The sequence below is a fragment of the Amycolatopsis sp. NPDC057786 genome (assembly GCF_042797905.1).
Taxonomy (GTDB): Bacteria; Actinomycetota; Actinomycetes; order Mycobacteriales; family Pseudonocardiaceae; genus Amycolatopsis.
On the sequence record NZ_JBHVKW010000027.1, the window covers coordinates 52,430 to 74,627 of the forward strand.

At 69.0% G+C, this 22,198-nt stretch carries 18 protein-coding genes and 1 tRNA gene; 14 read left to right on the top strand and 5 right to left on the bottom strand.

Annotated features, from left to right (window positions below):
- Nucleotides 1-84: 84 nt before the first annotated feature.
- Nucleotides 85-2,982 carry a type I DNA topoisomerase gene (gene topA / locus ACFVM3_RS17040; RefSeq protein WP_378439689.1) on the top strand — a complete coding sequence of 966 codons (2,898 nt, stop codon included), beginning with the start codon at nt 85-87 and terminating at the stop codon, nt 2,980-2,982.
- A gap of 79 nt (nt 2,983-3,061) precedes the next feature.
- Here topA and ACFVM3_RS17045 read toward each other — a convergent pair whose 3' ends face one another.
- From ACFVM3_RS17045 to ACFVM3_RS17055, 3 genes are read right to left on the bottom strand one after another with little or no spacing between them, the layout of a single operon-like run.
- Nucleotides 3,062-4,582, bottom strand: a complete 1,521-nt coding sequence (locus ACFVM3_RS17045) for a carboxylesterase/lipase family protein (protein WP_378439690.1) — start codon at nt 4,580-4,582, stop codon at nt 3,062-3,064.
- Nucleotides 4,583-4,593: 11 nt separating this feature from the next.
- The gene (locus tag ACFVM3_RS17050; protein ID WP_378439692.1) at nt 4,594-5,220 is read right to left on the bottom strand and encodes a VC0807 family protein; all 627 of its coding nucleotides are present in this window, start codon (nt 5,218-5,220) and stop codon (nt 4,594-4,596) included.
- 4 nt (nt 5,221-5,224) lie between these two features.
- On the bottom strand, nt 5,225-5,815 hold the full coding sequence (locus tag ACFVM3_RS17055) for a TetR/AcrR family transcriptional regulator (protein ID WP_378439694.1): 591 nt from the start codon (nt 5,813-5,815) through the stop codon (nt 5,225-5,227).
- Nucleotides 5,816-5,927: 112 nt separating this feature from the next.
- Here ACFVM3_RS17055 and ACFVM3_RS17060 point away from each other — a divergent pair, with 112 nt between their 5' ends.
- The 6 genes from ACFVM3_RS17060 to ACFVM3_RS17085 all read left to right on the top strand — a co-directional run bounded on the left by ACFVM3_RS17060 (nt 5,928) and on the right by ACFVM3_RS17085 (nt 12,764).
- Nucleotides 5,928-6,719, top strand: coding sequence for an ESX secretion-associated protein EspG (locus ACFVM3_RS17060; RefSeq protein WP_378439696.1), 792 nt, complete (start codon nt 5,928-5,930; stop codon nt 6,717-6,719).
- Nucleotides 6,712-7,485: an ESX secretion-associated protein EspG gene (locus tag ACFVM3_RS17065; RefSeq protein ID WP_378439698.1), complete on the top strand. Its 774-nt coding sequence runs from the start codon at nt 6,712-6,714 to the stop codon at nt 7,483-7,485. The genes ACFVM3_RS17060 and ACFVM3_RS17065 overlap by 8 nt, the downstream gene beginning before the upstream one ends.
- A gap of 33 nt (nt 7,486-7,518) precedes the next feature.
- A complete protein-coding gene (locus tag ACFVM3_RS17070; protein WP_378439700.1) occupies nt 7,519-8,739 on the top strand; it encodes a hypothetical protein in 1,221 nt (406 codons plus the stop codon).
- A 13-nt stretch (nt 8,740-8,752) separates the two neighbouring features.
- Nucleotides 8,753-9,358: a hypothetical protein gene (locus ACFVM3_RS17075; RefSeq protein ID WP_378439702.1), complete on the top strand. Its 606-nt coding sequence runs from the start codon at nt 8,753-8,755 to the stop codon at nt 9,356-9,358.
- 146 nt (nt 9,359-9,504) lie between these two features.
- The gene (locus tag ACFVM3_RS17080; protein WP_378439704.1) at nt 9,505-11,559 is read left to right on the top strand and encodes a bifunctional MFS transporter/dTMP kinase; all 2,055 of its coding nucleotides are present in this window, start codon (nt 9,505-9,507) and stop codon (nt 11,557-11,559) included.
- Nucleotides 11,556-12,764, top strand: a complete 1,209-nt coding sequence (locus ACFVM3_RS17085; protein ID WP_378439706.1) for a DNA polymerase III subunit delta' — start codon at nt 11,556-11,558, stop codon at nt 12,762-12,764. Before ACFVM3_RS17080 ends, ACFVM3_RS17085 begins: the two co-directional genes overlap by 4 nt.
- A 333-nt stretch (nt 12,765-13,097) precedes the next feature.
- On the opposite strand, the gene ACFVM3_RS17090 is transcribed toward ACFVM3_RS17085, so the two are convergent.
- Entirely contained in the window at nt 13,098-14,798 is a 1,701-nt protein-coding gene (locus ACFVM3_RS17090; protein WP_378439708.1) for a hypothetical protein, read from the bottom strand.
- A 140-nt stretch (nt 14,799-14,938) separates the two neighbouring features.
- On the opposite strand from ACFVM3_RS17090, the gene ACFVM3_RS17095 reads away from it, so the two are divergent.
- Nucleotides 14,939-15,012 (top strand) — tRNA-Thr (locus ACFVM3_RS17095).
- Nucleotides 15,013-15,093: 81 nt separating this feature from the next.
- On the opposite strand, the gene ACFVM3_RS17100 is transcribed toward ACFVM3_RS17095, so the two are convergent.
- Nucleotides 15,094-15,732 (bottom strand): TetR/AcrR family transcriptional regulator, encoded by a 639-nt coding sequence (locus ACFVM3_RS17100; RefSeq protein ID WP_378439710.1) that lies wholly within the window; start codon nt 15,730-15,732, stop codon nt 15,094-15,096.
- A 44-nt stretch (nt 15,733-15,776) separates the two neighbouring features.
- On the opposite strand from ACFVM3_RS17100, the gene ACFVM3_RS17105 reads away from it, so the two are divergent.
- The 6 genes from ACFVM3_RS17105 to ACFVM3_RS17130 all read left to right on the top strand — a co-directional run bounded on the left by ACFVM3_RS17105 (nt 15,777) and on the right by ACFVM3_RS17130 (nt 22,015).
- Nucleotides 15,777-16,703, top strand: coding sequence for an alpha/beta hydrolase (locus tag ACFVM3_RS17105; protein WP_378439712.1), 927 nt, complete (start codon nt 15,777-15,779; stop codon nt 16,701-16,703).
- Nucleotides 16,700-17,515: an SDR family NAD(P)-dependent oxidoreductase gene (locus tag ACFVM3_RS17110; RefSeq protein ID WP_378439714.1), complete on the top strand. Its 816-nt coding sequence runs from the start codon at nt 16,700-16,702 to the stop codon at nt 17,513-17,515. Before ACFVM3_RS17105 ends, ACFVM3_RS17110 begins: the two co-directional genes overlap by 4 nt.
- Nucleotides 17,515-18,444, top strand: a complete 930-nt coding sequence (locus tag ACFVM3_RS17115) for a ferritin-like domain-containing protein (protein ID WP_378439716.1) — start codon at nt 17,515-17,517, stop codon at nt 18,442-18,444. The genes ACFVM3_RS17110 and ACFVM3_RS17115 overlap by 1 nt, the downstream gene beginning before the upstream one ends.
- Nucleotides 18,441-18,926 (top strand): FAD-dependent oxidoreductase, encoded by a 486-nt coding sequence (locus ACFVM3_RS17120; protein WP_378439718.1) that lies wholly within the window; start codon nt 18,441-18,443, stop codon nt 18,924-18,926. Before ACFVM3_RS17115 ends, ACFVM3_RS17120 begins: the two co-directional genes overlap by 4 nt.
- Entirely contained in the window at nt 18,923-20,410 is a 1,488-nt protein-coding gene (locus ACFVM3_RS17125) for a flavin-containing monooxygenase (RefSeq protein WP_378439720.1), read from the top strand. Before ACFVM3_RS17120 ends, ACFVM3_RS17125 begins: the two co-directional genes overlap by 4 nt.
- Nucleotides 20,411-20,482: 72 nt before the next feature.
- A complete protein-coding gene (locus ACFVM3_RS17130) occupies nt 20,483-22,015 on the top strand; it encodes a PstS family phosphate ABC transporter substrate-binding protein (RefSeq protein ID WP_378439721.1) in 1,533 nt (510 codons plus the stop codon).
- The last annotated feature ends 183 nt before the right edge of the window (nt 22,016-22,198 follow it).

The following is a 22,198-nucleotide window of genomic DNA, read 5'->3' on the forward strand; positions in this document are numbered from 1 at the left end:
CGGCGTGTTGCACCACCTAGCCGTGGTCCGGGCGGTGCGAGCGTGCACACTGACGGGTCGAGAGGCGGCGCGAAGGCGCCGAAGATGAGCGGAGAGCAGGACAGCGTGGCAGGAGCACGGACGAAGAAGACCGCGGCGTCGGACGACGGCGCGGGCCGTCGTCGGCTGGTGATCGTCGAGTCGCCGACCAAGGCCCGCAAGATCGCCCCGTACCTCGGCGGTAACTACGTCGTGGAGTCCTCCGTCGGACACATCCGCGACCTTCCTCGCGGCGCGGCCGACGTCCCCGCCCAGTACAAGGGCGAGTCGTGGGCGCGGCTGGGGGTCGACGTCGACAACGACTTCAAGGCGCTCTACGTCGTCACGCCGGACAAGAAGTCCAAGGTCACCGAGCTGAAGAGCCTGCTGAAGGACGTCGACGAGCTCTACCTCGCCACGGACCCCGACCGCGAGGGCGAAGCCATCGCGTGGCATCTGCTGGAGACCCTCAAGCCGAAGATCCCGGTGCGCCGGATGGTCTTCCACGAGGTCACCGAGCAGGCGATCCGCGCCGCGGCCGACAGCACCCGTGAGCTCGACGGCGACCTGGTCGACGCGCAGGAGACCCGTCGCATCCTGGACCGGCTCTACGGCTACGAGGTCTCGCCCGTGCTGTGGAAGAAAGTCATGCCGAAGCTTTCGGCGGGCCGCGTGCAGTCCGTCGCGACCAGGATCGTGGTCGAGCGGGAGCGCGAGCGCATGCGCTTCACCTCGGCGTCGTACTGGGACATCTCGGCGACCATGGACGCCGGAGCCGACGCCTCCCCGCGCACCTTCCCCGCCAGGATGATCGCCGTCGACGGCGCGCGCCTGGCCACCGGCCGTGACTTCGGCTCGGACGGGCAGCTCAAGGCCTCGAACAACGAGATCCGCGTGCTGGCCGAGGCCGACGCGGTCCGGCTTGCCGAGGCGCTGAAGAACCGCGACTTCAAGGTCGCGAGCGTCGAGGAGAAGCCGTACACGCGCAAGCCGTACGCGCCCTTCATGACCTCGACCCTGCAGCAGGAGGCGGGCCGCAAGCTGCGGTTCACCTCCGAGCGCACCATGCGGATCGCGCAGAAGCTGTACGAGAACGGGTACATCACTTATATGCGTACCGACTCCACGACGCTGTCGGAGTCGGCGATCTCGGCGGCGCGGAGCCAGGCGACGCAGCTGTACGGCAAGGAGTACGTCTCGCCGTCGCCGCGCCAGTACACCCGCAAGGTGAAGAACGCGCAGGAAGCCCACGAAGCGATCCGTCCTTCGGGTGAGGTCTTCCGCACGCCGGGCCAGGTCGCGAAGGATCTGGACACCGACGAGTACCGCCTTTACGAGATGATCTGGCAGCGCACGATCGCGTCGCAGATGGCGGACGCGAAGGGCACCACGATGTCGGTGCGCATCGTCGGCACCGCCACCAGCGGCGAGGAGGTCACGTTCGCCTCGTCGGGCCGCACGATCACCTTCGCCGGGTTCCTCAAGGCGTACGTCGAGGCCGTCGACACCGAGAGCGGTGGCGAGGCGGACGACAAGCAGAGCCGTCTCCCGCAGCTGGCCAAGGACCAGGCGCTGACCGCGACCGAGCTGAGCCCGGACGGGCACACCACGTCGCCGCCGGCGCGCTACTCGGAGCCGAGCCTGGTCAGCAAGCTCGAAGAGCTGGGCATCGGCCGCCCGTCGACGTACGCGTCGATCATCAAGACCATCCAGGACCGCGGCTACGTGTGGAAGAAGGGTTCCGCGCTGGTGCCGTCCTGGGTCGCGTTCGCCGTGATCGGGCTGATGGAGCGGCATTTCGAGCGGCTGGTCGACTACGACTTCACCGCCGGCATGGAGGACGAGCTCGACCGCATCGCCGCCGGTGACGAGCACCGCACGCAGTGGCTGTCGAAGTTCTACTTCGGCGGCGACATGGGCGTCGACGGTTCCGTCGGCCGTCTCGGCGGGCTGAAGAAGCTGGTCGGCTCGGGCGTCGAAGACATCGACGCCCGCGAGATCAACTCGATCCCGCTGTTCACCGACGCCGACGGGCACACCGTCGTCGTGCGGGTCGGCCGCTACGGCCCGTATCTCGAGCGCGAGGTCGACGGGACGTCGCAGCGGGCGAACCTGCCCGAGGACCTGCCGCCGGACGAGCTGACCAAGGACATCGCGGAGAAGCTGTTCGCGACGCCGCAGGAAGGCCGTGTACTCGGCAAAGACCCGGTCAGCGGACACGAGATCGTGGCGAAGGAAGGCCGTTTCGGCCCGTACGTCACCGAGCTCCTGCCCGAGCCGGAGCCGCTGCCCGAAGGCGCGACCGCCGCGCAGAAGAAGGCCGCCAAGGCGAAGCAGCCGAAGCCGCGGACGGGTTCGCTGTTCAAGTCGATGTCGATCGAGACGATGACCCTCGAAGACGCGCTGAAGCTGCTCTCGCTGCCGCGCGTGGTCGGCAAGGACCCGGAATCCGGCGACGAGATCACCGCGCAGAACGGGCGTTACGGGCCGTACCTGAAGAAGGGCACGGACTCGCGTTCGCTCACGACCGAGGACCAGCTGTTCTCGATCACGCTCGAAGAGGCGCTGAAGATCTACTCGGAGCCGAAGCAGCGTGGCCGGTCAGCGACCGCGAAGCCGCCGCTGAAGGAACTGGGCGACGACCCGGTGTCCGGTAAGCCGATGGTGGTCAAGGACGGCCGTTTCGGTCCGTACGTGACCGATGGCGAGTACAACGCGACGCTGCGGAAGTCGGACAGCATCGAGGAGCTGACCGCCGAGCGCGCCGCCGAACTGCTGGCGGAGAAGCGCGCGAAGGGACCGGCGCCCAAGCGCAAGGCTCCGGCGCGGAAGACGGCGGCGTCGAAGACGACGGCCACCAAGACGACCGCGGCCAAGAAGACCACCGCGACCAAGTCGACGGCGACCAAGACCGCGGCGGCGAAGAAGCCCTCGACGCGCTCGACGGCCACGAAGACGAAGTAGCTCCCTAACGCGCCATGAAAGGTCCTTTCCTTGCAAAATTTGCAAGGAAAGGACCTTTCATAGCATTTGGGGACGGCTGTCAGGAGCGAAGGCCCGCCCAAAACCCGCACCGGTGATCGGCGTCGTGCGCGACCGGACCGATCGCGTCCGGCGCGAGCGAAAGCACCGGCCCGGAGGCGTCCCACCGCGGCGAGCCGTGCCCGTTCGGATCACCCGTGCGCATGAACGTGGTCCAGTACGCGATCATCTGCGCCGAAAGGCGCTTCTGCGCCTCGTCCAGCGACTCTTCGACCCCGCTGAGCTCGAACAAATAGACCAGGTCGAGGGCGTGCGCCGCGCCGTGCGGGAGACCGGGCGCCTCGATCCGGTTCACGTTGGGGGCGTTCTTGTCGTCGAACTCGTAGGCGTACAACGGAGTTCGCCGGGAAAGCAGCCGATTCCCCTCGGCCGTCGGGCAGGCCCACGAACGGTCGGTGGTGACCGTCGCCCACGCCATGGCCGGCGAAAGATAGTCCCGCGACGGATACTTCGCCGCCACCTCGTCCGCGTGTTCCCCGAAAGCGTTGCGCAGGAACTCCTGATAGCGCTCCTCGGTGATCGGTTTGTGCAGGGCGACACCCGCGATGAACGACCTCATCTCGTCGTGCGTGCCGCCCGAAAGCACCGGTACGCGGTGAAAAGCGCCTCGTCGCACGGCTTTCGCGGGATCGGTCGGCAGCAGCGGCGTGTGATAGGTCAGGTGATTGGCGAAGGACTGGTGGTCCTTCAGCAGATCCGCGGCCGGAAGACGACGCAGGCAGCCGAGCGCGTCCGGGCCCTCACAGCCGTGACTCGCGGCCACCGCCGCGCCGTCGGCTTCCGTCTCGGCGAGCGGCGAGTACGGGGTCTGCGCGGGCTGATTCGGGATGAGACCGCCGGGAGGCCAGTTCAGCAGGCAGGAGCCGGACATGATCGCGGCCTTGTGGAACAGCCCGGTCGCGGCGGGCGAGGTGAGCAGTGCGCAAGTGCTCATCCCGCCGGCGGACTGCCCCGCCAAGGTCACGTTGCGCGGGTCGCCGCCGAACGCGGCGATGTTGCGCTGGGTCCAGCGCAGCGCGGAAAGCTGGTCCATGAGCCCGAAATCGCCGGAACCCGCGAGGCCGGAAAGACCGAAGTAGCCGAAGACGCCGAGCCGGTAGTTGGTCGTCACCACGACGACGTCGCCCTGGTCCGCCAGCCGCTGCGCGCCATAGAGGCTTCCCGCGTCCATGGTGTAGCCGCCGCCGTGCAGCCAGACGAGCACCGGCAGGCGACGGCTCCCCGCGTCGCGCGGCACGGTGACGTTCAGGAAGAGACAGTCCTCGGCGCTGTCCGGCAGATACTGGGTGCAGGCGGGGCCGGGTTTCGTGGCGTCGGCGACGTCCTTCCACGGTTCCGGCGGGCGCGGCGGCTTCCAGCGGTCCTCGCCGACGGGTGGCGCGGCGAACCTGATCCCGCTGAACGTCCTGGTTGGTCCGGATTCCATACCGCGGACCGGGCCGGCGTCGGTGCGCACGACGAGCGGGTCCGCGGGGGCGACGAGCGTGAGAAGGCCGGTGACGACGGCCAGCAGGAGATGCATGAGAGGTCCTTTCAGGAGGCCGCGAGACGGCGCCATAGCCCGACGCGGCGGAAATAGAGGTGTTGCAGTACCTGCACGGCGACGAACGTGACGCCGTACAGCGCGGTGCCGAGGGCGGGAACGGAGTCCACCGGCAGCGTGTACGCCAGCAGGACCCGCCCGGCGGCGTCGGCGATCAGTGCGACGCCCCACAGGACGGTCGCGACCCGCCAAGCTCGCCGGAACCACGCGTGCCGCGGCCACAGGTCGTCCCATTCGCCGGCGCGCAGGCTGTCCGCGAATCGGCTCTTCGCGACCATCGAGCGGGCCATGCCGAACGCGAGCGGCCTGGAGAACAGCAGCGAAGCCAGGAATCCGGCGCCGATCACCCCGGTGACCCAGCCCGCCTTCGCCAGCATGAACCGCGGGCTGCCGGTGACGAAGGAGAAGCCTGCGCTGATCGCGAAGATCGTCAGCACGAAGATCGCGAGCGTGTCGATCTTCCGCCATCGGATCGCCCGATAGAGGACGAAGAGAACCGTCGGCAGGGCACAGAGGGCGAGCGCGAACAGCGCGCCGACACCGAAGCCACGAAGCACGTAGTACCCGGCGACGGGCACTACGACCTCGAGCAGCACCACACCCCACTGGCGGATCACGGGATCACTGCCTTCGGGTGGCGAGATCGAAGAGCGTCACCAGCTCGGCCGCGTAGGTGGTGAGGTCCGGCTCCGGTGTTCCGGCGAGCAGGAACACCGGGCCCTCCACCGAACGGCGGATCGTCGTCGCCATCACGTGGACGTCGAACTCGCGGAACTCGCCCGACTCCTGACCCCACCGCAGGATGCGTTCGACCGGTTCCAGCGCCGCCCGCTCGTTCGCCGGGTCGTAGTCGAGGGCGCCGCCGAGGAAGATGTTCAGCAGCGCGCGCATCCGGGTCGGCCGCGCGGCGGCGAATTCGAGGTTCGCCTCCAGATACGTCCGCAGCGCCTCGCTCGCGGACGCGGGCTCGCTCATCCGCTCGGCCATGAACGCGCCGATCTCGCGGAAGACGTCTTCGAGGACCGTGCGGACGAGTTCTTCCTTGTTCGCGAAGTGGTACGAGATGAGCCCGGTGCTCGACAGCTTCGCCTGTTCCGCGATCCGGGCGAACGACGCGCGGGCGTAGCCGAGCTCGGCGATCGTCTCGATGGCCGCGGTCACGATCTGTGCGCGTCTCGCACTCTCGGTGAACGTCTTCGCTTTTGCTTGCATGAGCAAAAAATAGCTCAGCCGAGCAAAAATGTCGACCGGAAACCGCTCACCGACCGCTCGCCGAACGACCTCACCCGTTCGAACAAAAGTTCTAAAAATTGTCGGTACCAGGGTGTTCAATGGTCAGGTGAGCACTTCAACGACCGCTGTCTTCGACGTCATCGACGAGGTCATCGCCCCGCTGGCCGCCGAGGTTCCGGAGCGTCCCTCGGTGATGGAGTTCTACGATCCGGAGCTCTCCGTGCCGCCGGTACTGGCCGACGAGGAGCCGACGCCGGGGCTCACCCTGGCCGAGGAGGTGGAGCAGTACACCCGGTTCGTGAGCGGGATGGCGACCATCGGGCTGGCCCCCGGCGGTGAGGTCACGCCCGAGGCCGTCGGGCTGTATCGCGCGCTGCGCGGCGGGTTCATCCGCGGCGTGGTGACCGGGGTGTTCCCATCGCGGGCGGAGCCGTGGGAGGTGCGGTTCTTCGGCGACGAGGACTACACCACGGTGCTGAACAAACTCGGCAGGCGAGCGCGGCTGCGGTCCGGTTTCCTCAGCGCGCTGCCGGGCTGGGTGTTCGACGGGCTGCCCGACCATCCGCCCGGCACCGGCGAGACCGTGCGCATCGAGACGGACGCGGGCGGGCTGATCCCGGTGCGGGCGCGAGAAGCCGTCGAGGTGATCCGTGAGGGTGCTTCGCGGCCTCGGCACGGCACGGTCCTCGTCGATCTCGCGGTGCGGAACGCCATCCTCGCCGAGTACCCGCACGGCGCGTTCGGCCTGGTGGACAACGACCTCGGCCGGTACCAGTTCAGCGCGGCGATGGACGGCGACGGCCGCTGGACGCTCACCTGGGGCCCGGCCAGCCGGTCGACGGCCGAGCAATGGATCGTGAAGGCGGTGCAGAACCATGCGTGAACCGGCGACCGTGAAGGAACTGATGAGGCGCGCCGCCGAGCCGGTGCTGCGCGCCGTGCCCGAGCGGCGGAGCGTGTACCTGGGCTACGACCCCGAGATCACCGACGACGAGATCCGCCGTCTGTGCCCGTCGTACGACGAGCCGGGAGATCTCGTCACCCAAGCGGAGCGGTACGCGGCCAAGGCGGCGATGCTCGAAGAGGCCGGGTTGATGGAGAACGGTGAGATCCATCCCGCGGCGGTCCGGATGCACGGCGTGATGCTGCGGGGTTCGGTGCGCGGCGTCCTCACTGGCGTCTTCGCGTCCGCACCCCGCTCGGTGCGCGTTGATTGCTACGGCGACGGGCATCAGGCGGTCGTCTGGCGGATGAGGACGGGGCGGCGGACCACGTTCAGTCTCAGCGATTTCGGCGAGCTGGGCGCCCGCGTTTTCGGCGGGCTCCCGCACGTCCCCGCCGGGGAGACCGAGTCGATGCGCATCAGGATCGACGAGCACGGCGTGCCGTTGCCCGGCCAGGACGAAGAGGTCGGCCTGGTCGCGGACACGCTGAGCCGTCCGCGGACCGGCACGGCGATCCTCGACCTGGTCGCCTTCGGTGGACTGAACGCCGAGTACCCGGACTACGGCTTCGTGATCGTCGACAACGATCTGGGGAGGTTCGTGTTGTACGCCGCCCCTTCCGAAGGGTGGCTGATGTTCGGTGGAATGGACCGCCGGGCACTGGCGGGCTGGCTGCACGAGGCGGTGGACTTGAGCCGGACGTAGCCGCCTTGAGCGAGGACGAGGGGGAGGACGGGCATGGACCTGGACCGGCGCGCGGCCGACGCGTGGTTCCGGCGGCGAGGGCTGCCGATGGTCATCCACCGGCGGAGGCGCGGGGCGGCCATGCTGCGCCGGTCCACGCCGGGGCTGGTGTTCCTGAGCCTGCTCGACCTGCTGCTGGCCGGGTTGCTGAAGCTGCTCGACGTCCCCGAGGACGTGCTCGCGGCGAGGATGCGCGCCAGCGGCGTCGGCTACGTCCTCGGCGTGCTGGCGTTGACGTTCGCCGTGGTCGTGGTGCCGGTGATCGCCGGTCGCCTGATGGCGAAGCTGCTCCGCGTGCTCAGTCGCACCAGGGTCCGGTTGGCCGTCATGGCGGCGACGATCGGCTTCTGGCTGTTCGTGCTGCCGCTCGGCGAGCGGCTCACCGGGCTGGTGGCGTGGGACAACCCGTTGTGGATCGCCGTGTTCGCCAACCTCGCCGCGCTGGGCGTGCTGATGCTGCTGGTCCGGATCGGCGTGGGTTCGATCCTGACCTGGGCGGCGCGGAGCGCGGTCGCCCAGGTCAGAGCCATCGGAACGCTGGCGTCACGGGCGTTGCCGCTGCTCCTGCTGGTGGTGATGTTCAGCTTCTTCACCGCCGAGCTGTGGCAGGCCGTGGAACGGCTGACCCCCGGCCGGTTGTGGCTGGTGGCAGGCTTCCTCGTCCTGATCGGCGCGGTGTTCCTGGCGTCGATGCTGTCCGACGAGATCAAGGAGCTGAAGTCCTGGACCGTGGAACCAGGGGCGGCCGTCCTGCGCGGTACGCCGTTCGATGACGACACGCCTCCGCCGGACCGGCGCGCGCTGACGAAGATCGAGCGTCTGAACATCGCCTTGGTGCTGTTCTTCGCCCAGGCGGTGCAGATCGTGGCGTTCGGGGTGCTGGTGTTCGCCTTCTTCGTGGTGTTCGGGGTGCTGATCCTCACCCCGGAGGTGGTGACCGAGTTCGCCGGCCGTGAATCGGCGCCGGGAACACTGCTGGGTGTCCCCCTTCCGGTGAGTTCCGCGCTCGTCAACGTCTCCGTGTTCCTCGCGGTCTTCTCGGGTCTGTACTTCGCCGCATCGACCGCGACGGACGCCCGGTACCGGCGTTCTTTCTTCGAACCTTTGCTGGAGGATGTGAAGATCAGCCTCGCGGCGCGTGACATTTATCTGGCCCATTGGGCGGATGTGCGGCGGGCCGAGGTGGTTACCCTGGAAGCAGAGGACATTCCGTAGTGAGGTGGTCACCATGAGCGGGAAGGGCGAAACTCCCTTCTTCGATGCCCCCGACTTCGTGAAAGGCGACGGCACTCAGGCAGATCCTCCAGGCGACAGGTTCGCCGACCCACTGTCCGGGCTGGTCACGACCGCGCCGGCGGCCCCGACGGCGGGAGCCGACGACGTCCACGTGCCGGTGCCGGGTCCGGTACAGCACGACCCCGAGGTCGTGAGCAGGATGGTCGACGCGGCCATGCTCGCGGACGAGCGGCCCGCCGAAGGCCCGGGCCCCGAGCAGACCGCCGCGCAGTCGCCGGCCAAGGTCGTCAGCACGGTCGGTGAGCAAGGCGCTGCGCCGATCGGGATCCTGCCCCAGCAGCGCACCTGGCCGTCGAGGCCTTCCCAGTTGATCCGCACGCCCCGGCGCGTGAAGCAGGAAGAGCCGGTCGAGGTCGACGAAGAGGCCGAAGTCGAAGTACGGCGGGCAAAACGCTCCATGCAGATGCCACGGCTCGGTAAGCCGTCGTCGAACATGGCGGGCGTCATGATCGCGATCGCCCTCATGATCATCTTCGCCGTCCTCGCCATCCAGCTGCTGGCCAGCCTGTTCAACAGCATCGCGGGGATCTTCGGGTAACCCGTCCGGCGGATAGCGCCGGACGGGGCCGTCCGTCCATACGTCACCCATCGGGATACCCTGGCCGTACGGTCGGGGTACCCGGTGTTGACCCGGGTCGCACCCTGGCGCCGCGTGACTAGTGGGGTGGGCGTATCAGCGAGGGCGTGCGGTCGGTGCCCGAAGCGGGCACGGGTGATTCGGCGGGGCGTGACGCTTCCACCATGCACCGCGTGCGGCGGGTGCTGGCGATCAAGCCGTTCCGCCGGATCTGGGGTGTCTCCTACCTGTGCAGCGTCGCGGACTGGCTGAACCTCCTGACGCTGACCGGCCTGGTCACCAAACTGACCGACAACTATGCCGCGCAGAACTTCGCGTTCGTCGGGGTCGTGCTGACCTCGCTGCTGCCGGGGCTGCTGTTCGCCCCGCTCGGCGGGCTGCTCGCCGACCGGTTCGACCGGCGCAAGGTGATGGTGCTCTGCGACCTCGGCCGGTGCGGGTTCCTGCTGTCGATCGCGTTCGTCGGCACACCGTGGTGGGTGTTCGTCGGCAACTTCCTGGTCGGCTGCTGCTCGATGATGTGGATCCCGTCGAAGGACGCGGCGGTGCCGAACCTGCTGCGCCGTCCGGACCAGGTCGAAACGGCCAACCAGCTCGGCATGGTGATGACCTACGGCCTCGCGGTGATCACCGCGGCCGGGGCGAACGCCGTGCTCACCGGTAGCAACACGACGTTCCACTTCTTCCAGGGCGACGCCCAGCTCGGTATCGCCAAGGTCGCCGTCGTCATCACCGGCCTGCTGTACCTGACCAGCGCGATCGTGATCGCGACCCGGATCCCCGAGCTGTCGCTGCGCAACGTCCACTCGGTCGAGAAGCCCAAGGTCAAAGCCGCCGACGAAGAGAAGTTCGGCTTCCGGCAGATGATCGCCGACGGCGCCCGGTTCGTGCGGACGACGCCGCTGGTCCGCGGGCTGATGATCGGTGCCTTCGGCGCGTTCGCCGCCGGTGGCGCGGTGATCGGTTCCGCGAAGCCGTACTCGTCCAGCCTGCTCGCCGGTGACGCGGCGTTCAACCTGCTCGTCCTCGCGGTCTTCCTCGGGCTCGCCACCGGGATGGCGGTGGCCCCGAAGCTCGCCCGGCGGCTCGCGCACGACCGGCTGTTCGGGATTTCGATCGTCGCCGCGGGCCTGTGTCTCGTCGTGGTGGCGCTGTCGCCGCATCTCGCGGTTTCGCTGGTCGCGGTCGCCGCGGTCGGTGTCTGGGCCGGGACGGCGTTCCTGACCGGTGTCACGATCATCGGCTCGCGGATCGAGGACGCCATCCGCGGCCGGATCAACGCGATCTACCAGTCGCTGATGAAGATCGTGCTGTTCGGCTCGACGATCCTGGTGCCCGTGCTGATCAGCCTGGTGCAGCCGACCGCGATCTCCGTCTGGGGCAGCACGATCACGATCGACGGGACGCGGCCGGTGATGATCGGCGGCGGCGTCCTCGCGCTGCTCGCCGGCATCTTCGCGTACCGGCAGATGGACGACCGGCGGGCGGAGCCGATCCTCGCCGATCTTCGCAACGCACTGCGCCGCAGCCCGCGTCGCGTGAACGGGCTGCTGATCGCGCTCGAAGGAACGCGGGCGATCAACACCGAGACGCAGGCCGCGCGGCTGGCCGAATGGCTGCGCGCGGGGACGCGTCCCGTCGTGCTGGCGGCCGATCCGGCGCTGGACGACCAACGGCTCGCGAAGCTCCTTTCCGGTGCTTCGCTGTCCGGCGCGCGGGCGCAGGCGCTGGCCGCCGCCGCCGTGCGGGCGGACATCGTCGAACGGGACATCCAGCCGGCGCTCGACGCCGGGTCCGTCGTGGTGATGGAGCGGTTCGTGGACTCGCCGCTGGCGCATCTGTCCGCGGTCGCCGGGCTGGACAGCCAGGAACTCGAAGGGCTCGCCGACTGGGCGACCGGCCGGTTGCGGCCCGACATCACCATCCTGCTCGACGCCGATCCCGGCACGGTGATGCGGAAGTCCGCGTCGCTGGACGCGCAGTGGCGGGTGCAGCATCTGCTCACGGAAATGGCCGCCGCCGACCCGGACCGGTACGTCGTGGTCGACGCGGAAGGCACCGAGGACGAGGTGAGCGACCGGGTGCGGACCGCGATCCGCGCGGTGCTCGTCGGCAGGCTCGCCGGGCTCGCTCCGGCGGAGGAAAAGGTCGAGGTGAGATGACGGAAGCCCCTGCGCTGATCGGTGTCTGGAAGCAGCTCGTCGGCCAGGAGCCCGCCGCGCGCACGCTTTCGACGGCGTCGGCCGCGGCCGCGCGGATCGTCGACAACCAGCCCGTCGCGCCCGGCGCGATGACGCATGCCTGGCTCGTCACCGGCCCGCCGGGCTCGGGGCGCTCGACGGCCGCGCGGGTCTTCGCGGCGGCGTTGCAGTGCAGTACCGGCACCGGATGCGGCGAATGCCCTGGCTGCCGCACCGTGCTGGCCGGGACGCACGCGGACGTCAAGCTCGTAGTGCCGGAAGGCCTTTCGATCTCCGTCGCGGAGATGCGTTCGCTGGTGCAGGCCGCCGCCCGCCGCCCGACCACCGGGAAGTGGCAGGTGGTGATCATCGAGGACTCCGACAGGCTGACCGAAGGCGCGTCGAACGCGCTGTTGAAGGCCGTCGAGGAGCCGCCGGACCGCACGGTCTTCCTGCTGTGCGCGCCGTCGGATCACCCGGACGACGTGTCGGTGACGATCCGCTCGCGGTGCCGTCTGGTCACGCTGCGGACGCCGCCGCCGGAGGCGATCGCGCAGGTGCTCATGGAGCGGGACGGCATCGATCCCGAGCGTGCGCGATGGGCCGCGTCCGTCTCGAGCGGGCATGTCGGCCGCGCGCGGCGGCTCGCCACAGACGAGGCCGCCCGGCAGCGGCGGGCTACCGTGCTGCGGATCCCGCTCGGCCTGCGCCGTCCGTCCGATGTGTTCACTTGCGCCGATCAGCTGATCAGCGCCGCGGAGGCCGACGCGGGCGAGGAGAGCAAGGTCCGCGACGAGGCCGAACGTTCCGAACTTCGCACCGCGATGGGCGGCGACGGCATCGGGAAGGGCGTCTCCGGGGCGAAACGCGCTGCCGAAGCCGCCGTGAAGCAGCTCGAGAAGCGCCAGAAGTCCCGCGCGACCCGGACCCAGCGGGACACCCTCGACCTCGCGCTGGTGGACCTGGCCGCGTTCTACCGGGACGTGCTCGTGACCGCGAGCGGCGCGGACGCGACGCTGAACCACCCGGACCACGCCTCGGAAATCGCGCAGGCCGCCTCCGCCTGGGCGCCGGACTCGATCCTGCGGCGGCTCGAAGCCGTCCTGGAATGCCGCGAGGCCATCGACCTGAACGTGAAGCCGAGGATCGCCGTCGAAGCCATGGTCACCACCCTGCGCCAAGGCTGACCCGCCCGGCTCGCCGCACCCCAGCCCCCGCCCGTCCCAGGGGGGCGTCCCCGAGTCCAGTCTACCGGGGGTGGAGGGGGAAAAGGGCTGGTCGCGGGAGTTGTCCACAGGTGGGGATGGTTGTGGACAAGTGCTGTGGGTAAGTGAAGGCGCTTCGGATTCGAGCGGCGGGAACGTGATGTCCCCAATGTGGCATCGGGAACATCGTGGGCTGATGGGGACCGCGATCGGGCAGCCCCGACTACCGAAGTGCGGCCAAGAGGGAGGGACGAACGGACCTCTCACGCCGGGGGCCAGGCGTGAAAAGGCCGTTCATCACCCTCCTCGCCCCGTCTAGTCCTCAGAGTCCAGCGAGCGCGGCCGCGGCGAAGGCTTGAACCCGGGCGACCCAGGTGAGTTCTTCGTGACCGGAACAACCGCGAGCCGTCGGCGACCCGGCATGGCCGCCACGAGCACCACGCCGATCAGCAGCATCGCCGTACCCGTCCAGAACATCGGCACCGTGTCGTAGGCCGCGTTGGTGTAGGCCAGGTTCTTGACCGGTCCCTTCGGCGCCGCGCCACCGTTGTTGCCTGCGGGCGGCGGAGTGGCTGTGCCGCATTCGACCCCGCCGGCCGGCGCGTACGCGCGGGCGATCTGCTCACCGAGCGAGACCTGGGCCAGCGACGACGGGAGGTTCTTCGCGGCCTCCGGCGGCAGCGCCTTCTGCAGGGCCGTCGTCGGCAGGATCTGCAGGTCCAGCATTCGTGCCGAGGCACCCATCTGGAAGCCCTTGAACGGCGAGGTCATGTCGCTCGACTTCTGGTTCAGCCCGGCGATCGACAGCTTCAGCACGCCGAGGTCGAGCGTGAGCCCGTTCCCGGCCTCACCGCCCGGAAGCTGCTTGGTGGCACCGTCCATCATCTCGGCGAGCCCGCCCACGACCGGCACGTTCTTCAACTGCTCGAAGCCGGGGACCTGCTTGAGCGACGGCAGCGGGATGCCGATCGGAATGTCCTTGGTCGGGTTGTTCGCGTCGAGGGTGAACAGCACCTTGTCACCGCGGACGATCTGCAGCACCGGTGCGGTGTACTCGACCTTCGACGTCTTCTTGTCGCCGGTCGACGTGACCCGCAGCGTCGGCTGGCTGGCGACCTTGATCGTCAGACCGAGCGGAGTGCCCTTCAACAGTTCGATGTTGGCCGCCTGCAGCGTCGACGTCGATTCGACGGCTTTGTTCTTCGAGCCGGGGATGTCGACCAGCCGCACGACCGAACGCGACGACAGCGTGTTCGGCAGGCTCAGCACGGCGCCCTTGCCGTCGGCGCTGGTGCTGTTCCCCGAAAGCAGACCGCCGAGGTTGGCCAGCGGACCGGGAAGGGCCTTGAGGCCGGCAGTGAGCTGCTCCGAAGCCTGCGTCAGCTGCTCGGCGCCCGGGATGTTCGGGATGGTCGGCAGCAGCGCGAGGTTCGCGATCGACGTGCTCGAGTCGGCGATCGTGCCGACGCACGGGCCGAGCGTCGGGCTCCAGCGCGCGTGCGCCTCACCGTTGAGCAGGCCGAGGTTGAACAGCGGGTTCTTCGGCGCGTTGAGGCCGCCGCTGATCGGCTTCGGGTTGTCCGGCAGGGCCGTCTGCACGAGGCTGCCCGGCGTCTGCGGCGCGTTGCCCGCGGCGGACAGGCCGAACGGAGACGACTGCGCGATCGCCTTTTCGTAGTTCAGGTAGGCCTCGGAGTTGGCCTGCGCGCTGGAAAGCCCCATTCCGGCTTCGAGCGCGGACTGCTTGGGCAGCAGCTCACCCGCGCCAGGGAGGATGGCGCTGGTCGGCACCGCGTTCGGCAGCAGCCGCAGCACGCCGAGCGCCGCCCCCGCGTCACCGACCGCCTTGCCCAGCGGCTGCGGCCCGATCGGCGCCGACATCGGCGGCTGTCCCGGGTTCGCCGGATCGGGGATCGGCGTGGTCGGGATCGTCTGGGCCGTCGCCGGGGCCGCGGTCAGCAGAAGCAGGGCCGCGGCGGCCGGAAGCGCCAGCACACGGGGCAGTCGTTGCCGCATGAACAGGTCCTCCAGTGGGGGTGGGCCGATCTTGGGGGACTGAGACCGGCGTCATAGGACCTTAACGACGGTGGCCCTCGAAGGTGACGTTCAAGCCTCCGCTACACTTGTCCCCGTCATCGGGTGCGAGCCCGATGTCCGCCGCCTTAGCTCAGTCGGCCAGAGCGATTCACTCGTAATGAATAGGTCAGGGGTTCGATTCCCCTAGGCGGCTCCGCAGGTCAGGGCCCCATTCGGACACTCCGGATGGGGCCCTGAGTCGTTTCCGGGAAGGCGGCGGGGCTCGCCCCGAAATTCACCCGTTGGTGTCACCCTTGAGGAACATCCGCGACAGTGAGGTGCCCACTCCGGTGAGGTGGCCGACGAGCGTGTCCGCGTCCGCGTCGAGCAGGCCGGAGCGCCAAGCGAGCATGATCTCCACGAAGCCGCCGATGCCCAGCAGGACGTTCACCCGGAACTCCAGCCCGTCCACGTCCGGCTTCAGATGCGGCCGCGCGAGTTCGATCAGCAGGCCGGTGGTCTCCTGGACGGTCTGCCGCCGCAGTTGCTCCAGCACCGCGCTGCCCGAGTGGTCGCCGAACAGGATCTGAGCGCGCGCCGGCTCTTCCTGCACGTGGTGCACGACGACGTCGACGGCGGCGCGGAGCTGCTCCAGGGCCGGTCGCTCGACGTGGGCGGCGACGGCGTCGAGGACCATCCGCAGGGTCTCGTCGCGGACCTGTTCCCAAGCGGTGGCGAGCAGCGCGTCGCGGTTCGCGAAGCTCTCGTAGAAGTACCGGTCGGTCAGGTTCGCCCGCGCGCAGACGCCCCGCATGGTGACCGCCGCCCAGCCTTGTTCCTGCCAGATGTCGAGTGCGGCGCCGAGGAGGGCGAGCCGTCGTTCGGCGCGGCGTTCGTCGGCGGTCTTGCCGCTGTAGCGGCGGGACGCGGTCACCTCCCCATCTTGACAGCAGGTGCCCTCGGATTCATTCTGAGGGCATGCGACCGCAGAATGGCCTGCGTCCCGGTTTGGCCGCCGCGCTGACGTCCGCTTTCGTACGGCCGATCGCCAACGCGATCCCGGCGAACCGGGCGGGCGTCGCCTTCTCCCGCGCCTTCATCGCGAGCAGTCTGTGGCTGGCTTCGCCGCCGTTGAAGGGAAGCCGCGTCGAGCCCGGCATCCGCGGCGAGTGGGTCCGCGCGCCCGAGGTGACCGAGGGCAACGCCGTGGTCCTGTACATCCACGGCAGCGGTTACGCGCTCTGCTCGCCGCGCACCCATCGCGGGCTGACCACCCGGGTCTCCGCCGGTACCGGACTGCCGGTCTTCGCCTGCGAATACCGTCTCGCGCCCGGGCATCGGTTCCCGTGCGCCGCCGACGACGTCCGCGCGGCCTACGACCGGCTTCTCGACCAGGGATACCGGCGGATCCTCGTCGCGGGTGACTCCGCGGGCGGGCATCTCGCGGTCGATCTCGCCGCGCAGCTGCTCCGGGAACGAAAAGCGCCGCCTGCCGCGCTTGCCCTCTTCTCGCCGCTGTTCGACGTGACGTTCTCGTTGGCCGCCCAACGCGAACGCATGAGCCCGGATCCGATGATCTCCGCCGCCGCGGCCGCGCGGCTGGTCGGTCTGTACACAGTGGACGCCGACCTCGCGTCGACGCGGTTGAGATTCGCTTTCGACGACATCAAGGGTTTCCCGCCGACGATCATCCAGGCGGGCGGGCTGGAGATGCTCGCGGCGGACGCCATCGAACTCGCCAGGGCGCTCCGCCGCGCGGGAGCCGACTGCGAACTCGAAGTGGTCCCCGGCCAGATGCACGTCTTCCAGGCACTGACCCGCTTCATTCCCGAAGCGGGCCCGGCGATGGAGCGGGCTTGCCGCTTCCTCACCGGAAACCTTCCGGCGATCGTGAGGGCGGCATGACGCAACGGACTCATGGAGCACACGCCGTCGTCACCGGCGCGGGAAGCGGGATCGGGCGGGCGATCGCGGCCGAGCTCGTCCGGCGCGGCAGCCGGGTCGTCTGCGCGGACATCGACCTCGAAGCGGCCGAAGAAACCGCGAAGACGCTCAAGGACGCGGTCGCCATCGCCTGCGATGTGTCCGATGTGGACGAAGTCGCGGACCTGGCGAGCCAGGCGCGCTCCTGGTTCGGCCGCGAGCCGGACCTCGTCGTCAACAACGCCGGGATCGGCGCCGGCGGCAAGCTCGTCGGGGAGAGCCCACTGTCCGATTGGCAACGCACCCTCGGCGTGAACCTCTGGGGCGTGATCCACGGCTGCCACACCTTCGTCCCCGCCATGCGCGCGGCGAAGACGGGCGGCGTCATCAACGTCGCTTCGGCGGCAGGCTTCACCGCCGCGCCGAGGATGGCCGCGTACAACGTGAGCAAGGCCGGCGTCGTCAGCCTTTCCGAGACCCTCTCCGCCGAACTGTCCGGCACCGGCGTCGCGGTCACCGTGCTGTGCCCGACCTTCGTGCGCACCAACATCTTCGGCGGCGAACTCATCGAAGACGGCGCACGCGGGCTCGCGCAGCGGGTCTCCGACGTGGTCGGGTTCTCGCCGGAGCGCGTCGCGCGGATGACACTCGACGCCCACGATCGCGGGCGCCTGTACGTGGTGCCGCAGCCCGACGCCCAGCTTCTGTGGCACGCCAAGCGGTTCGTGCCCGTCCCGTACACGCGGGTCGCCGGTCTGCTCGGCCGGTTCCTGCCCGCCGGAAAGGAGAAGTGATGGCCTACGACTTCGACGCCATGCTCCAGACCATCAAGGACAAGCAGTGGTCGCTGGCCGACATCGACTGGGACGCGCCCGGCGCCGAGACGATGACCGACGAACTCCGCGCCAAGATGCGGCCGTTCATGGCCGATCTCGTGTGGATCGAGCACGTCGGCGCCCGCGGGTTCGCGTCGCTGGCCAAGAAGGCGCCGACCCCGGTGATCCAGGAGATCTACCGCTACTTCCACGCGGAGGAACAGAAGCACGCCAACGCGGAACTGGCGTTGATGAAACGCTGGGGCATGCTCGACGAGCACGGTTCGATGCCCGAGCCGAACATCAACGTCAAGCTTGCCATCAAGGTCCTCGACGACTACGGCGACACGCTCCCGCTGACGGCGCTGGCCACGCTCATCCCGCTGCTGGAATGCGCGCTGGACGGCGCACTGGTGAAGTTCCTGCTGGAAGAGGTCTCCGATCCGGTGTGCCACCAGGTGTTCCGGCATATCAACTCCGACGAGTCCCGGCACATCACGGCCGATTTCGAGGTGCTGGAGCTGATCGGTGCCGGCTCCACGACCAAGCTGCTCACCGAGTCCGTCGGCTCGCTGAAACCGCAGATCGTCCTCGGCCTGATCGTGGTGTTCGTCCCGCTGATCAACAAGATGCGGGACAACATCGTCGCGATGGGCCTGCCGGAGAAGAAGCTGTACAACGCCGTGAAGCGGTTCTCCGCCATCGGCGGCCGCGGCGAGTTCACCAAACGCATCCCGGCGTACCACGTGCTCAAGGCGCAGGCGGCGATGATCGTCGACCGCTCGCACGTCTACCACCGGCTGCTCGCCGACCCGATGGTGAAGGTGACCCGCCTGATCCCCGCGCGGCTGCTGGGAAAGCCGCAGTCGTGGACCGAGGAGATCACCCACGAACCGGTCGCGTCATGAGCCTCGGCGACTTCCGGGGCGAGGTGCTGCGCGGTACCGAGTGGTTCGGGCACGACTTCTCCGGGCAGCGGGTGGCCGTGGTCGCGCCCGGCCGCGAGGCGGCGCAGATCGTGCCCGAAGTGGCGGCCACCGCGCGGTCGGTGAAGGTGTTCCAGGAAGAACCCGACTGGGTGGTGCCGATGCCGGTCCCCGGCCCGAAGGTCCTCGGCATCACCGTCGCCCGGGTTTTCCTGCGCTGGCAGGTGAAAGACCCTTGGATCCGCAGGCTCCTGACACCTGACCGACGCTTCGGCTCGCGGCGGACGGCGCCCGGTCTCGGCTACTACGGTGCGCTCACAAGGCCCGGGTGCAAGCTCATCACGTGGCCGGTTTACGCCTTCGCGCCCGACGGCATCCGCACCGCCGAAGGTATCGAGCATCAGGCGGACGTCGTCGTGCTCGGCGCCAGTTCGCTGTTCGCCAAGGAAGGACTTCCCGCATGAAGCCGGACCACGAGATCGCGATCATCGGCGGGGGATTCTCCGGTATCGGTGCCGCGATCCTGCTGCACAAGGCGGGTTTCGAGGACTTCCTGATGCTGGAAGAGGGCGACGGCGTCGGCGGCGCCTGGCACTGGAACACCTATCCCGGTGTCGCCGTCGACATCCCGTCGTTCAGCTACCAGTTCTCGTTCGAGCAGATCTCCGGCTGGTCGCGCGTCTACGCGCCCGGCCGCGAGCTGAAGGCGTACGCCGACTACTGCGTCGACAAGTACGACATCCGCCGCCGCACGCGCCTCGGCAGCAAGGTCGTCTCCGCGACCTTCGACGACGAAACGCACTTGTGGCGCCTGGAGACCGCCGACGGCTGGTCGATGACGGCACGGTTCGTCGTCGGCGCGACCGGCGTGCTCACCCAGCCGAAACCGCCGGACATCGCCGGGCTCGACGGTTTCCGTGGCACGGTCATGCACACCGCGCGCTGGGACCACTCCGTCGACCTGCGGGGCAAACGCGTCGCCGTCGTCGGCACCGGGGCCTCGGCCGTGCAGGTGATCCCGTCCATCGCACCGGAGGCGGGTCACCTGACGGTGTTCCAGCGCACGCCGATCTGGTGCCTGCCCAAACCCGACGCCGTCCTACCGCGGACGGCACGGCTCGCGTTGCGGCGGTTGCCGGGCGCGAAACTGGTGTCCCGCCTGGCCAGCCAGGCACTCGTCGAGGTGACCTTCCCGCTGGCCGCGCATTTCCACAACCTCCTGCCGACCGCGGGCGCGGGGGAGCGGATCGGGCGCGCGCATCTGCGCCGGGCGGTGAAGGACCCCGTGACCCGCGAGAAGCTCACGCCGCGTTATGCCTTGGGGTGCAAGCGGCCGAGCTTCTCCAACGAGTACCTCCAGACGTTCAACCGGGACGACGTCACGCTGGAGACCACGGCCATCGACGCCATCACCGAATCCGGGGTGCGTACCACCGACGGCACCGAACACCCCGTCGACGTCCTGGTGCTGGCGACCGGGTTCAAGGTGTTCGAGAAGGGCAACATGCCCGCCTTCACCGTGCGCGGATCCGGCGGCGCCGATCTGGAGAAGTTCTGGGCGGAGAACCGGTTCCAGGCCTACCAGGGCGTCAGCGTGCCCGGTTTCCCGAACTTCTTCACCATTCTCGGGCCGTACGGCTACAACGGTTCCTCGTACTTCAACCTGATCGAGACGCAGACGGCGCACATCATCCGGTGTCTGCGCAACGCCAGGAAGACCGGCGCGACCCGCGTGGAGGTCACGAACGAGGCCAACGACCGGTACTTCCGGAGCATGCTGGACCGCCGCAAGCACCAGGTCTTCTTCCAGGACAGCTGTTCCCTTGCCAACAGCTACTACTTCGACGCGAACGGGGACGTGCCCTTCCGCGCCTCGCCCACCTTGGAAACGATGGTGACGAGCCGGTTCTTCGACCTCGACGACTACGCCTTCGCGGACGGCCGGTGAACACTGGCTGAAGTCCGCCGTCCCCCGCCGGGATGAGCCATAGGTTCGATACCCCGAACCTGGAGGCTGGTCTTGGAAGGCTTTCCCTGGGACGTCCTGCTCGCGGTGGCCGGGATCGGCGTCCCGGCCGTCGCGTTCCTGTGGGAGTTCGTGCTCGTCGGCCGCAAACGGCTCGGCTACCGCGTGCAGATGGACACCCCGACGGCGTCCGGGCGCGGGTTCGCGCCGACGGCCGACGCGCTCGCGCAACTCCAGCACGAGAACGGCGAACGGCTCGTCGACCCGTCGTTCGTGCTGCTGCGCATCGAGAACAACGGCACCACCGACATCGACACCGACGACTACGCGGTCAACGAGAACGATCGCGTCGGCATCCGCGTGAAGTTCCCCGGCCGCACCGTGGCCGGGATGGTGGTGACCGAACTCAGCTCGCCGCATCTGCACGAATGCTTCGGTGACGACTCCGGGTTCGGCGCGCGTGACGAGAACCCCGAACGGCCCGCCGGGGTGATCGACCTGCCGAGGGTGCCGCTGAACCGCGGCGCGCACTACAAGATCCTCGCCGTGCTCGACCGCGTCCCCAACGGCTCGCCCGACGCCTTCGACGATCCCCAGGTCATCGGCGAGATCAAGGGCGGCAGTCTCCGCGAGACCAAGAGCCGCACCGGGCCGACGGGTTCGGTGATGGCGCTGATCCTCTTCCTCGTCGTGGTCAGCATCTTCCAGCTGACCCGGTCGCTGTTCTTCGACGAGAAGCCGCCGCCGCTGGACTGCGCGTCCGGGAAGCTCACGATCACCGGATCGACGGCCTTCGCGCCGGTGCTCAAGGAAGCGACGGCTTCGTACACGAAGACGTGCCCAGGCGCGTCGTTCGTCTTCGACAGCCGGGGGAGCGCCGAAGGGCTCGGGAGCCTGAACCAGGCGGCGAACGACGGCACGCTGGCGTTTTCCGACGGCGCGAAGGGCGAGGGCTATCCGCAGCTGCTGCCGCGTCCGGTGGCGTTCTCGCTGTTCACGCTCGTGATCAACAAGGAGGCGGGCGTCCAGGATCTTTCGCTCGCGCAGATCCGGGACGTCTACGACGGCAAGATCGCGAACTGGCGGGAGATCGGCGGCAAGGACCAACCGGTCCGGCTCGTCGACCGGCATTCCGACTCCGGCACGCGGCGGACGTTCGAGGCCCGGATCCTGGCGGGCAAGCGGGAACCCGGCGACAACTCCGACGACTGTCTCAAACCGGCGCCGGGCGCCCAGCCGGGAACGGTGCGGTGCGCGAAGCCGTCCACCAGCGACGTCCTCGACGCGGTGTCGCGGGTGCCGGGCGCGCTCGGCTACAGCGAACTGGGCGCGGCCACGAAACGCGAGGACGTGCTGCCGGTGCGGATCGACGGCCACCAGGCGACGCTGGAGGGCGCGATCCACGCGGCGTACCCGTTCTGGGAGACCGAGTACGCGTACACGTTCGGCGAGCCGAAGGCCGACTCGCTCCTCGCGAGCTTCCTGCGGTACCTGACGAATCAGGTCGGCAAGGACATCGTCCGGTCGCATGGGCACCGGCCGTGCGCGGAGCTGGCGAATCCGGTGCTGTGCCGTCCGGGCGCGTGAGGGCCCTTCACCCGGGCGCTTGCGCTGGGGGTGTCGCGAAAGCCACTTTCGGGACATCAGGCGTCGCGAAAGTGGCTTTCGCGACATGCGTCCAGACGGCCTGGGCAGGCCGCTGACGTTGCGAAAGCCACTTTCGCAACGCGCGTGAAGGCCTCCTTCCCTCGGCTCAGCCGAGGGAAGGAG